Origin of the sequence: Treponema denticola (assembly GCF_024400535.1) — a bacterium.
Lineage (GTDB): Bacteria > Spirochaetota > Spirochaetia > Treponematales > Treponemataceae > Treponema_B > Treponema_B denticola_C.
Window position 1 is genome coordinate 2,087,159 of sequence record NZ_CP038800.1, and the last position, 12,787, is coordinate 2,099,945.

The following is a 12,787-nucleotide window of genomic DNA, read 5'->3' on the forward strand; positions in this document are numbered from 1 at the left end:
GATCGAAGCCGCCGTAAATTTTTCTCCCCTATATCGAAAACTTTTTTTTCATTTGGCTGAAGATATCGGCGATGCGTTCTTCTTCGGCTTGGGCATCGGGCTCATGGTATTCAACGAGGTCTGCAGGAATCTCATCCAAAAAAGGAGATGGAGCACATTCGGTTATGCCGCCCTGTTTCCGTCTCTGCCTGCAGCTTGTAATAAAAAGGTTTTGTTGGGCTCTGGTGATAGCCACATAGAAAAGGCGGCGCTCTTCTTCGACATCTCCGTCATTTTCTTCGACACTCCTTGCATGAGGAATAAGGCCGTCTTCCGCTCCTGCAATAAAAACCACGGGAAACTCCAGACCCTTTGAAGAATGAATAGTCATAATATTTACTTCGCCTTTTTCTTCTTCAGTATCATCGCGGGTTAAAAGAGTAATGCGGTTAAGATAATCGTAGAGGCTTCCGTCCCAATTGTCGGGATTGTTTTCCCAATCGTCCATCGAGTGCAAAAAACTTTCGATATTCATCATTTTAAATTGAGCTGCCTTTTCGCTTTTTTGGTATTCGGTAATAAGGTATTCGTTATAGGCGATGTCGTCCAAAAGTTTTCTAACCTTTTGAGCAAGGCCCTTCCCCGAAAGAAGCTGGGTGCGATGTGCGCTTATAAGTTCGGCAAATTCTTTTAAATCTTCGATGCTTTTTCCCCTCATATCTTCAGGCGGGTTTTCAAGAAGAAGACGGATTGCAGTCCGCATTGAACAAGAATTTTCCGTTGCAAGAGCGGAAAGGGTTTCAAGAGTTTTTTTGCCTATGCCCCGCCTCGGCGTGTTGATAATGCGCAGGAGGTTTACATCATCGTCGGGATTTGCAACAACGCGCAGATAGCTTATAAGATCTTTTATTTCCTTCCGCTGAAAAAAACTTGTCCCACCCGACATTCTATACGGAATGTTTACTTCCAAAAAGGATTCTTCCAATGGGCGGCTTAAACTGTTGGCACGGATTAAAACTCCGAAGTCGGAATACTTAAAACCTTCTCTTTGCTTTAAGCTTAAAATCATGTCCGAAATAAAATCGGCTTCCGCCGCCTCGTTTTCGGGAATAAAAATTTCGATGGGGCGGCCCGAATCTTTTTCTGACCAAAGAGCTTTTACCTTGCGGTTTACATTATGAGAAATTACGCCGTTTGCAGCAGCCAAAATTGTCCCTGTTGAACGATAGTTTTGTTCAAGTTTTATTTCAATCATTTCGGGAAAGTCTTTTTCAAAGTTGCGGATATTTTCAAAACTGGCACCCCGCCAAGAATAAATAGATTGATCGTCATCGCCTACTACGCAGATATTTTTGTCGGCGATGAGCTTCATAAAATTATATTGCTGTGTGCTGGTATCCTGAAATTCATCAACCATTATATATCGGTATCTTTCGCGGTACTCTTCCAAGACTTCGGGGTGTTCTTTAAATATTTTTATTGGAAGCATTATAAGGTCGTCAAAGTCTACTGCATTATAAAGTTTAAGCCCATCCTGATATTCTTTATAAAGAGCCTTGTACGAATCATGTTCGTTTGTCCAATCCTTTCTTCCCATTTTGATATTGGAAAAAAGAATGCCTACCTTATAAACATCCAAGGCATCTGCCGAGAATTTAAGTTCTCTTCCGCATTCTTTAATCAACTGATTGCGGTCGGTTTCATCATAAATACTGAAATTACTTCTCCAGCCTATTTTTTCGATGTGAGAACGCAGCACCTTAACCCCAAAGGCGTGAAAGGTACTGACAGTCAGGTTTTGAAGTTTTTTGCCGGTAAGCTCTTTTATTCGATCTGCCATTTCCTTGGCGGCCTTATTGGTAAAGGTAAGAGCCAAAATCTGAGACTGGGGAATCCCCTTGTCGAGCATGTGTGCAATTCTAAAAGTGATAACGCGTGTTTTCCCCGAACCGGCTCCAGCTATTATAAGCACCGGCCCGTTAATCGTAGTAACGGCTTTAAACTGTTCGGGATTAAGACCTTCAGTAAATTCATTCATAGGAAGGGTGAGTATACCAAAAAACGGGAAATTTGGCAAGAAGCGAAATTAAACAGTTTTATCTATCTTTGCTAAAACTTAAGACCCTTAATCCAATCTGCTATAATCGGTTCCACGGTTTTTATATCGAAGCCTAGTTTTAATACTTGACCCCTCTGTTCTGAGATACCCCAATTTTGGTAGGGGTTATCGTAGTTTTGATCAAAGAAATCGTAGATATAGTTCTCGGCATCGTTTTGCTCGTTACCGAACATTGAAATCTTTTGAACAGCGGACTTTTCAAGCACCTTCCTGATTGAAGGTCTTATCCCTTCAAAAAAGAGCCCTTTATGAATTTGATATTTATCACCCCTCATGGTCTTAATCATTTCCGAAATTGAGCCTGAAGGATTCATCTCAAGCTTAGGCCTTTCAAAATAGGCCTCCGATTTTGATTCTTCTTTTGGAACTTCTACAAGGTTTTCTTTTTTTATGCTATCGTTTTTAAGTTCTTCATTTTTAAGTTTGTTTTTTTCAAGTTTCGACTTTTTAAGTTTATCCGTTTTTTTGTCGGGTAAAGATTCTATGTTTTGTGATTTGTTTTCTAAATTTAATTCTTCTTTTTTAGCTTTCGTTGTTTCAAAAACAGCATCTTTTTGAACAGGCTCTGTTTTGGTATCCGTTGATTTTTTAATCCTTACCTTTTCAGCTTTTATAAGATTTACCTTTTCGGTTTTCGTATCGAAAACTTTTTTTTCTTTTTTCGGTTTTACTTTTTTTTCTAAAACGGCCCCTGCATCGGAAGCTTCATCAATAGATTCTTCTTTCTTTTTTACAGGTTCTATCGAAACTTTTACCCTAGCCCATTCCCTTTGAAGATAAAGGTCTCCGCTTATACTGTAGTAATAACCGTTTACCAAATTCAATAGGACGGCCTGTAAAATTTCTTCATCTTTCCAGTTTCTAAATCTTCCGATTTTTACGGCCTGAAAAATATTAAAGTTATTGGTTCTGTATTTCCGGCTGTACAATAAAACGATATTTTCAAATCCGCCGTCAGCATAAACCGGCCAATACTTTAAAGTGTAAGCAATAACTTGATCTTCAACCCGTTTAATATCTGGAGAAATAATTATTGAATCTACTTGCTCTTTTGTAAAAACAATCTTAGAAAAGTCAAGGGTAGCGGGAGGCCTGTAGGCAGCCCGTTCTCTTTTTTGACGGGATAATATTTCATCCTGTTCATCTCTATAGGCTTTTACCGATGAAAGGGTATCGGTAACATAGAGGCGGATAAGCTCTGCCGATTTTTTCATTGCAGCCTGTTTAAACCCTATGATGTCTGCATAGCGTGCATATTTTTCAGTAAATGAAATAGAAGCAAATCTATCGGAAGAAACAGCCGATACTATTTTTTCGCATTCTTGAATAACGTTATAAACATCGTTTGTATCAAGATTAGCTGTTCTTTCGGTAATAAAGCCTATAACCCGTTTAATCTGCGTTATAGTTTTTTGAGCAAGGCTGATTAAATTTGCAGTCAGTAGTTCCTGAAACCTATGGGATCTCAGTCTATACGAAGACATCAGTTCATACCTCATAGAATCATCCGGATATTTCCGCTTTAATTTTCCATTGTATAATAAAAGGGCTTCATTAAGGAGCCCTGTTTTTCTCAGTTCAAAATATCTTTCAATATCAAGATCTTCCGAAAGGCTCACCTGAGGATATTCTTGTTTTAAGACTTGTTTTTCAAGTTCCGTTATTTCCATAAAAAGCTGCCCATTTTAGTCAAAAATCACAACCTAATAGTATAGGAAAAAAAGAAAAAAAACAAGGGTAAATACTTGAAAATTCAGCATTCAGATGTTATATTTAATACCCTGAGGTCAAAAATAAATGAAAAAGAAAATAGCGGCAATACTTGTTATTGTTTTAGCGTTAAGCTTTACCCTTATAGGAATATACCGCGGAGAAGTTGCTGTAGTCCTCAAAAAGGCTGTAAATATATGTATGGAGTGCATAGGAATTGGCTAAACAAAACAAACAAAAAACACTGAATAAAAAACGCCATGCAATTCAGGCATTAGGAATGTTGGCAATAAACGGAAATCTTATAGGCTTTTTAAAGGGGCAAATTTATAAGGGGCCTATGAAAAGAGTCTGTATGCCTGTTTTAAACTGTTATTCATGCCCGGGTGCTTTGTTTGGATGCCCTATCGGCTCGATACAGGCAACCATTGGAAGCAGCAAATTTAACTTTGCTTTTTATGTAGTAGGCCTATTGTCGTTATTTGCAATAGCCGCAGGAAGACTTTTTTGCGGCTATATCTGCCCTTTCGGTCTTTTCCAAGACCTATTGGATAAGATTCCCTTAAAAAAAATTAAGGTTCCGCAAAAAGTAAACAAGGTTTTAAGGTATCTAAAATACTTTATTCTTGCCTTTTTTGTCTTTGTTCTCCCCTTTGCCTTGCAGGACAAATACGGCATGAGCGATCCTTATTTTTGTAAATATATTTGCCCCTCAGGCATCCTATTTGGAGCGATTCCGCTTATAGCGATGAATAAAGCTCTCACAGCCTCTTTAGGAGCCTTATTCGGCCTAAAATTTACGGTTTTAGCAATCATTACAATGCTTTCAATGATTTTTTACAGGCCCTTTTGCCGCTATTTATGTCCCCTCGGAGCCTTTTTAGGAATGTTCAATCCTATAAGCCTCTACCGTTTAAAAATAAACGGCAAGTGCATAAAATGCCGAAAATGTGAAAGAACCTGTAAGCTGGATATTCCGACATATAAGACCCCCAATAGCCCTGAATGTATAAGATGCGGAGAATGTATCAAGGCCTGTCCCGTAAAAGCTATCGAACAAAGCTTTCTTTTTACGGAAAAAAACACAAATATGAAGTTAAAGATAAAAAAAGAATAATAAATTTTCTCAAAACCCTTGATTATTCCATAAGGACTAGGTATATTGACTGGGAAATTTTAGAATTATTTTAAACTATAGGAGTTTACAAATGAAGAAGTTACATTTTTATGTACTAACCGCAATCTTTGCGGGTATTTTATTTGCTTCGTGCACAAAAACCGAAGCACAGGGAGATAAAGAGGCAGAAAAGCCTTTAACCGCAAAAGAAGTTGCAGCAGCACCAGAATCAAACATTTTAAGAGCTAGCGAAAACTGCCTTACATTTTCAACAAAGGATCTTGACGGAAATACGGTTACCAGCGAAATTTTTGAAAACTACGATGTTACATTGGTAAATATTTGGGGAACATTTTGCGGTCCTTGCAAAGCTGAATTACCCCATTTGGAAGCCGCTTACAAGGCTTATGCCGATAAAAAAGTAAACGTTATTGGCCTTACAGCCGACCTTCCTGAAGGCGATGCCGAAACTCTGGCCTTGGCCAAAGAAATATGGAAAGATGCAGGATGCACCTTTAAGGCACTTGTAACGGTTGACAGCTTTCTGCCCATATACGAACAGGTTGCAGGTTTTCCTACAAGCTTTATGGTAGACAAAAAGGGTCAACTTATCCCCGGAACCATTCACCTTGGAGGTTTAAGTAAGGAAGGTTTTGAAAAACCTTTTGATAAAGCCCTAAAAGCCGTAGCCTCAAAGTAAATTATGCCTTTAACGGTCGCCGGGGCAGGGCCCGGAAATATAGAACTTTTAACCCAAGAGGCTATATGCGCAATCAAAGATGCGGATATAGTTGCAGGCTTTGAGCGTATAGCTTCCGATGTCAAGCCGATAAGGAATGATGTAAAAACTCTAAATGGAATCTCAGAAATTCTTGATCTCCCTATAGAGACAAAAAAAGTTTTAGTCCTTGCTTCAGGCGACCCCTGTTTTTTTGGAATTACCGAGTTTATCAAAAATAAAAATATAAAAATAGAAAAAGTAATAACCGGCATATCTTCAATGCAGTATTTTATGGGCAAACTTCAAAAACAGTGGCAGACCCTGCCCTTTTATTCCTTTCACGGAAGAGAAACAGACTTTACGGAAATGCGCAGTAAGGAGAGCTTTTTTATTCTTACCGATAAGACAAACAATCCCGACATAATTTCGGCAAGACTAAAAGAAGAAGGCTTTAAAGGAAGACTTTTTGTAGGTTATAATCTTTCATATCCGGATGAATCGATTGAAGAATATACCATAGGCGATAAAATTATAGTAAAATCTTTTTTAAATACGGTATTGGTTCAAAATGAAAAATATTAAAGATTCCGAATTTATCAGAGGCGAAGTGCCGATGACCAAATTCAACATACGAAGCCTATCTATCGCTCATCTTCAAATAGAAAAAGGAGATAAGTTTTTGGATATAGGCGGAGGTACGGGGTCCGTTTCGGTTGAAGCAGCCTTACAGGGAGCAGAAGTTTTAACAGTTGAATTCGATAAAACGGCTTATGCACTCATAAGAGAAAACGCAAAAAAATTCGGAGTTAAAATAAATCTTATTTTAGGGAAAGCACCCGAAGTTTTTTTATCGGCCGAATATAAGGACTTACAGTTTGATAAGTGTTTTATAGGCGGAAGCGGCGGCGAGTTAAAAAATATTTTTGACTATCTGGAAAGCCATTTAAAAAAAGGCGGGATAATTTGTGCTAATTTTATCCTTATAAAAAACTTAAACGAATTTTTAGAACTCCTCGAAAAGTACGGATATACCGAAATGGAAACTCATCTTATTCAAACCGCATCAATGGGAAAAGCCGGTCTTTTTAAGGGAGAAAATCCTATCTACATTGTAAGAGCTTCTAAGCCTTGATTTTATAAAGCAAGAGCTTTGCTAAGTTAAAAGAGTCTTTCACGCAAGAAGGCACAAAAAGAAACAATAAAAAATATAATAGGAATTGCCTCCAAAAAAACTGAAATTGTAGGAACCTTACCTATATTAAAAATATTGGTATCTATAAAACCAAAATAATTTAAAGCTTCGGTTAAAATTGAAATATACATAAAAAAAATGCCGAAGATAAAAAATATCATAGATAGGCGTTTTGTTCTGCTCCATACAATAACTGCAAAAAAAACGGCAACGGCACCTAAAAATAATTTAACAAACAGCAATACCGGATATCCTTCAGATAAAATCAAATTTAATTTACTCACAGCTTTTATGTCCTTATGCTTTACATTTGAGCCTTAAGAAAATTCTCAAGCTCGGTGTACACCCTTATTTTCGGCAATATCGACGGAATAGTAAAATAAGGAGACAAAAAAATATGAAAATCCAAGGCAGCCTTAAAAAAGGTCTCATATTTTTCTTCATTCAATTTTGAAAAAAGATAGGGGCCTTCCATATTCCAAAAACGGGAACATAGTTCCACTACCCTTCTATAAGATTTTATGCTTTTTACAAGCTGCTGTTTTTTCCTTTTTCCTCGGGCTGAATTTATCAATTCTTCATCAGAATGCCCCTTTTCTTGTTCCCGCAGTTTAATGATTCTTATCAAGTCAAAAAAAGCCTTAGCTAAAACTTCTTTTTCGGCTGCAGAAACTTCAGATGATAAAATAGGAAGAACATCTTTAGAAACCGCAATTTTTATTGAAGTGCAAAACGGAGGATTTACAAAAAAAACTTTCTTTTTCTTTAAATTTTCAGATGAGGGCAAAAAAGGCTTCCAAGTATTTTCCATAATACAAGAGTCAAGATCGGTTTTATTATCTTCTATTTCCAAAAACGAAAAAGCCTTGCTCCATTCCGAAAGGAGGTAAAAATGAGGATGTTCCGGAAAAAGGGAATTTAAGGCCTTTTTAAGCCGGTAATCGCCTGAAGAAGGCAGGAAGGCATTTAAGCCCTTATCTATGCTTTGTTTAAAAACCAATGGAGCTTGATTTTCCCTTCTACCCAAAATTGACATTCCCCCGTCAAGGTACATATCCAAAAGTCTTATGTTTTTTTCGGTATAAAGATAAAAACCCCGTGCTCTTTTTACATTCCCGTATCGGTTTCTTACTTCATCATAAAAATTCATCATGTTCATTTTCGCAAAAAAAGGCCCTTTATACAAGAGCCTATGGCAGGAAAAATCATTACAAGGGTCCTTAAAAAATCAGTTTTTATGGGGAATCATTACTATTTTCCCTATAAAAAATGACTTTCGGCACTTTTATTTTAAGCAAAATCGATTAAAATTGAGGCATATCAATCAAAAAACTCTTTTGGAGGTGTTTTATGAAAATATTGGAAGTTAAGGATGTATCAAAAAAATACGGAAAAAAACAGGTCCTTTCCGGTGTTTCTTTTGATATTGAAGAAGGCGATATCTTCGGTTTAATCGGGCCTAACGGAGCCGGAAAATCCACCCTGATAAATATAATAACCGGAATATTGGATCCGCTAAACGGCGAGGTGCTTATAGGCGGATACAGTATCAAAAAAAAGCCGATAGAAGCAAAGAAGCTCATAGGCCTTGTACCTCAAGAACTAGCCCTATCGGAGGATATATCGGCAATAGACAACCTCAATTTTTTTGCAAGCCTATACGGCCTTTCAGGGAAAAAATTAAAAGAGGCTGTAAATGAGGCCTTGGAAGTTGTCGGCTTAACCGAAAAGAAAAAAGGAAAAGTGAAAAAATTTTCAGGCGGAATGAAAAGAAGACTCAACCTTGCTGCAGCCATTATGCACAAGCCCCGTCTTTTAATTTTAGATGAGCCCACCGTAGGTATCGACCCTCAGTCAAGGAACAATATCTTTGAATATCTGCGCAAGGTAAATTCACAAGATAAAACTACAATTCTTTATACCTCCCACTATATGGAAGAAGTCGAAGAACTTTGCAAAAATATCTTTGTAATCGATGAAGGAAGAGAGATTGCCTACGGCTCACTTAATTCCGTAAAGGAAAAAGCAAACGGAACCGTAACCATCGAAATAAAGGCAGACAACATAAATGAAGATCTAATAGAAAAAATCCGTATTTTGGATGGGGCCTTAAATGTAGAAAAAGAAGCAAATACCTTGAATATCCTTTATGAACGGAACAAGGTCAACCTTGATGAGCTTATTAAAATTTTGCAAACATCAGGAGCCGTAATCAAGGCCATACAAATAAATGAGCTGAATTTAGGCGAGGTGTTTTTACAGCTCACAGGAAAAAAATTGCGTGAGTAGGGAGAATGATTGAAGCTTCAGGCACAAATGGTGCCCTACGCTTCAATTTCGAGTTTTGTACTTTGTACAAAACATCGTATTATTATAGGAGAAATAGATGAAAGCATTTTTAAAAATTACGCTTATAGCGGTAAAAGATAACTTTATTACCTTTATTTTAGTCTACCTTTGTCTTCCGATATTTTTTGTAGGCTATAACGGGTTTTTGCAAAAAGATAAATTTAAAGCTGAAACTAAAGAACAGGCTATTTCAGTTTTTTTAGATGATGAAGATAAGACTTTCTTATCGGAACAACTAATCGGTACTTTAAATTCAAACTCTTTAAAAGATTTTATAAAAATTGAAGATGAAACAAATGCCAAATATAAAATCAAAATTCCTAAAGGTTACCAAACCGCAGTTGAAGAAAACAAAGAGTTTGATATTTTAATTATCGGTAAAGAAAAGTCTTCTGCATCAATTACTTTTTTATCGAACATAATTAAAAACATAAGCAGTTCCATTAATGGGAATTATAAAATGGCTAAGGCGATTACAGCTTCCGGTCAATCTAAAGAACTTATGGATAAGTATCTTAATATTCAAAAAGAAGCGGCTAAACCTATAGGAAAAACTTTTATGCATCCCGCCCTGCATAGTATGTCAAGTTATGAAGTCTATGCAATATCCATAAGCATCTTTTTATTTTTTATGTTTGTTATGGAAATTCTTAATCCCACATATAAGAAAAAGGCAGCAGGTCTTACCCTGCGTATTAACTCGATGCCTAAAAAGGCTGCTTATATCTTTAATGCCCAAATAATAGGTCTGGCCTTAAAAGTATTTGTTGCTATCACAATTTATCTTTTAATCTTTAGATTGTTAAGAGTTTCTTTTATGGGCAACCCCATTCTTCTTCTTATATACGCTGCAAGTTTTTCCCTTGTAACCGGATGCATTGCATGTTCATTAGTAAGCATTAATAAACAAGAAATTGTATATACAATAGCCATAATCATATTTTTTGTATTCGGAGTTTTGGGAACGGTTCTTTTTTCAATTCCAAATGAAAATAAAATTGCGAAACTATTTTTTAAATATAACATTTCCCAAATTATAACTAACCCTCTTAAGAACATTGTTGTGGAAAATTCTTTTGGAGGAATGATAGGCAGTCTGATTATAATGCTCACCTTTGGTGCAGTATTTTATATTCTGGGTTTACTTATGGTAAGTTTTAAAAAAACCAAAATTTAAGGAGTATGATATGAAGGAATTCGTAAGTTTATTTTTAGCACAGCTAAAAAGAATATTAAAAAATATAACAAATGCCAGTATGTTGATTATTTTCCCTTTTGCTATGATAATTCTTATTTTTGTAATAAGATTTATTCTTGATCCGAAAGATACCGATGATTTGGAAACTAAAAAGACCGATTATACCGTTCAAATGGGTGAGGTAGGGTATTTTGTCAATGATACGGGAGATTTATGGAAAAACTTTTTTGCCGGTTCCGAATCTACAGTCCGTCCTGAAAATAAAGAAGAAGAATTAACAAAGGTTAAGGAAAAACTTGCAACCGGAAAAATACCCGGTCTTATAATTATACCCAAAGATTTTTCCGAAAAAATTTCAAAAAATGAAAAACCGGAACTTGAAATTTTAAAAACGGAAGAAAGCATTATTCTTGACAATAGAGTCCAAGCACTCAATTTAAGTATAAATGCTTATCTCATGGATAATTTTATTAAAAGTTCGGGTCTAGCCGAAAATGGAGAAAAGCTTTTAAACAACAATATAAATATTGTATTTAAAACACCGGATAATAAAAACATTATAAGTCTAGGCCTAAAAATAATGACATTGCTTGTATTGTATATGATTATTTTCGGCTCAACAGCGATTGTAACCGACTTAATAAAATTTAGGGAAACAAAGATGTTGGCACGTGCAATAATAAGCCCAAACTCCGAATTTAAAATAGTGGGAAGCTTTTTATTAGCCTTTGTCTTTATTCAAGTGGTAGTAAATATGATAGTCTTTATTTCTGCGACAATAATATTTAAATTAGAAATTACGGGACTTCCATTGATATTCTTAGCCGTGGTTTCAACAAGTTTTTTTGCTCTATCCATAGCTATTTTAATAGCAAGAATTTTTAAAAAAGAATCTCAACTGGCTCTTGCTTCGAATATAACAAGTCTTCTTACAATAGTTTTATTTTTCCTTGCTATTATTTCTGTAATGCCTTTTGTTTCAATTCCGCCTGTGTTTAAAAATATTTCAATGTTTTCACCCCTATATTGGCTGTTGGAAATGCTGGATAAAGAAAAACCTTTTCCAAACATATTGATAGTCTGGGCGATGACTGCCGCTATTTTTACAGCCGGAAGCTGGAAAATAAAAGAGTTTAACAACGAAATAAATTAAAATCAATTTAAAGGAGGCAGCTTCTGCCTCCTTCTTTTGGGTTAAAACCTTGCAAAAACTTAATTATTATAATATAATCGGCTTTATGAAAAATAAGTTTTTTATTTTTATTCATTATTTTTTAATAGCATCAAGCCTCATTCAAATAAACGTAAGCGGAAATAAGATTACAGGAATTCAGTTTTTATTATATCTTTGTATTATTATACTGTTTAATCTCAGGCTCTTTTATATAGATAGAAAAACTTTCCTTTTTTTTGCTTTTTGTTTAACCGATTGGGCTATTTGTTTTTTTCTACATATTACGGGTCTTACAATTCCCTTCCTCTTATTTTTAATTCCCTTGATAGACAGCTTTTATTATAATTCAAAGCCGTATACCTACATATTGGGAATAATAGGGCTTGCAGTCTGTATATTTTCACTAAGAAATTTTGATATGGGAATAATCATAAACTATACGGCTCTTTTTATTTTAAGCGGAGGGGTTTTAGAATATTTTAAACTAAATCAAAATAAAATTATTTCTTTCCAAAACAAAATAGAAGAATTAAGCATTCAAAGAGACGAGCTTTTAAATTCCATTCATGATTTGGAAATATACAATGAGTCGATAGAAGACCTTATGACCTTAAAAGAACGAAACCGCATCTCCAGAGAAATACATGACAGCGTAGGACACGGACTTTCTACAATGATTATTCAGCTAAATGCGCTCTATGCTGCTGCAAAGAACAACAACAATGATTTACCTCAAAAAATTTTAGATTTAAACGCCTTTGCTAAAAATAACTTAGAAGAAGTAAGGTTTGCCTTGAGAGAATTAAAACCGGTAGATTATAACAAGTATGAAATAATAATCCTAGTTCACAATCTGATAGGGGAATTTAAAAAAATGACAAATATCAATGTACAGTTTACTTTTTCAAAAGATATTTGGAGTTTAAACGAAAAACAAAGTCATGCAGTATATAAGGCCGTTCAAGAATTTTTATCCAATTCTGCAAAGTACAGCAATGCTTCAAAAATTATGATTCACTTTTCCTATACTGAAACCTCTCTCATAGTTACTATGAAGGACAATGGGATCGGCTGTACCGGCATCAAAAAAGGAATAGGCTTAAAAGCTATCGAAGAAAGAGTAAAGGAAACGGAGGGAACGGTTTATTATGAAAGTCTTCCTGCCGTAAAAGGCTTTTTTATGCGTTTGGCATTTTTTAAAAATAAGGCTCTTTAAAACCCCTTACGC

General features: G+C 35.6%; 13 protein-coding genes. 9 read left to right on the top strand and 4 right to left on the bottom strand.

The window, feature by feature from the left end:
* Window positions 1–28: 28 nt before the first annotated feature.
* A complete protein-coding gene (locus E4N78_RS09850) occupies window positions 29–2,017 on the bottom strand; it encodes an ATP-dependent helicase (RefSeq protein ID WP_255810380.1) in 1,989 nt (662 codons plus the stop codon).
* A 71-nt stretch (window positions 2,018–2,088) separates the two neighbouring features.
* Window positions 2,089–3,768 carry a hypothetical protein gene (locus E4N78_RS09855; protein WP_255810381.1) on the bottom strand — a complete coding sequence of 560 codons (1,680 nt, stop codon included), beginning with the start codon at window positions 3,766–3,768 and terminating at the stop codon, window positions 2,089–2,091.
* 127 nt (window positions 3,769–3,895) lie between these two features.
* Between E4N78_RS09855 and E4N78_RS09860 the strand changes: the two genes are divergently transcribed.
* From E4N78_RS09860 to cbiT, 5 genes are all read left to right on the top strand, one after another.
* On the top strand, window positions 3,896–4,033 hold the full coding sequence (locus tag E4N78_RS09860) for a CD1871A family CXXC motif-containing protein (protein ID WP_255810382.1): 138 nt from the start codon (window positions 3,896–3,898) through the stop codon (window positions 4,031–4,033).
* Window positions 4,026–4,925 (top strand): 4Fe-4S binding protein, encoded by a 900-nt coding sequence (locus E4N78_RS09865; RefSeq protein ID WP_255810383.1) that lies wholly within the window; start codon window positions 4,026–4,028, stop codon window positions 4,923–4,925. Before E4N78_RS09860 ends, E4N78_RS09865 begins: the two co-directional genes overlap by 8 nt.
* A 91-nt stretch (window positions 4,926–5,016) precedes the next feature.
* The gene (locus E4N78_RS09870) at window positions 5,017–5,625 is read left to right on the top strand and encodes a TlpA disulfide reductase family protein (protein ID WP_255810384.1); all 609 of its coding nucleotides are present in this window, start codon (window positions 5,017–5,019) and stop codon (window positions 5,623–5,625) included.
* A gap of 3 nt (window positions 5,626–5,628) precedes the next feature.
* Window positions 5,629–6,228: a precorrin-6y C5,15-methyltransferase (decarboxylating) subunit CbiE gene (gene cbiE, locus E4N78_RS09875; protein WP_255810385.1), complete on the top strand. Its 600-nt coding sequence runs from the start codon at window positions 5,629–5,631 to the stop codon at window positions 6,226–6,228.
* Window positions 6,215–6,778: a precorrin-6Y C5,15-methyltransferase (decarboxylating) subunit CbiT gene (gene cbiT / locus E4N78_RS09880; RefSeq protein ID WP_255810386.1), complete on the top strand. Its 564-nt coding sequence runs from the start codon at window positions 6,215–6,217 to the stop codon at window positions 6,776–6,778. The genes cbiE and cbiT overlap by 14 nt, the downstream gene beginning before the upstream one ends.
* A gap of 26 nt (window positions 6,779–6,804) precedes the next feature.
* On the opposite strand, the gene E4N78_RS09885 is transcribed toward cbiT, so the two are convergent.
* The gene (locus tag E4N78_RS09885) at window positions 6,805–7,122 is read right to left on the bottom strand and encodes a hypothetical protein (protein ID WP_255810387.1); all 318 of its coding nucleotides are present in this window, start codon (window positions 7,120–7,122) and stop codon (window positions 6,805–6,807) included.
* Window positions 7,123–7,142: 20 nt separating this feature from the next.
* Window positions 7,143–7,997, bottom strand: a complete 855-nt coding sequence (locus E4N78_RS09890) for a hypothetical protein (protein ID WP_370644912.1) — start codon at window positions 7,995–7,997, stop codon at window positions 7,143–7,145.
* 191 nt (window positions 7,998–8,188) lie between these two features.
* On the opposite strand from E4N78_RS09890, the gene E4N78_RS09895 reads away from it, so the two are divergent.
* The 4 genes from E4N78_RS09895 (at window position 8,189) to E4N78_RS09910 (ending at window position 12,775) form a co-directional block, all read left to right on the top strand.
* The gene (locus E4N78_RS09895) at window positions 8,189–9,127 is read left to right on the top strand and encodes an ABC transporter ATP-binding protein (protein ID WP_255810390.1); all 939 of its coding nucleotides are present in this window, start codon (window positions 8,189–8,191) and stop codon (window positions 9,125–9,127) included.
* A gap of 97 nt (window positions 9,128–9,224) precedes the next feature.
* On the top strand, window positions 9,225–10,364 hold the full coding sequence (locus tag E4N78_RS09900; RefSeq protein ID WP_255810391.1) for an ABC transporter permease: 1,140 nt from the start codon (window positions 9,225–9,227) through the stop codon (window positions 10,362–10,364).
* A 10-nt stretch (window positions 10,365–10,374) separates the two neighbouring features.
* The gene (locus E4N78_RS09905) at window positions 10,375–11,538 is read left to right on the top strand and encodes an ABC transporter permease (protein ID WP_255810392.1); all 1,164 of its coding nucleotides are present in this window, start codon (window positions 10,375–10,377) and stop codon (window positions 11,536–11,538) included.
* An 85-nt stretch (window positions 11,539–11,623) separates the two neighbouring features.
* On the top strand, window positions 11,624–12,775 hold the full coding sequence (locus E4N78_RS09910) for a sensor histidine kinase (RefSeq protein ID WP_255810393.1): 1,152 nt from the start codon (window positions 11,624–11,626) through the stop codon (window positions 12,773–12,775).
* The last annotated feature ends 12 nt before the right edge of the window (window positions 12,776–12,787 follow it).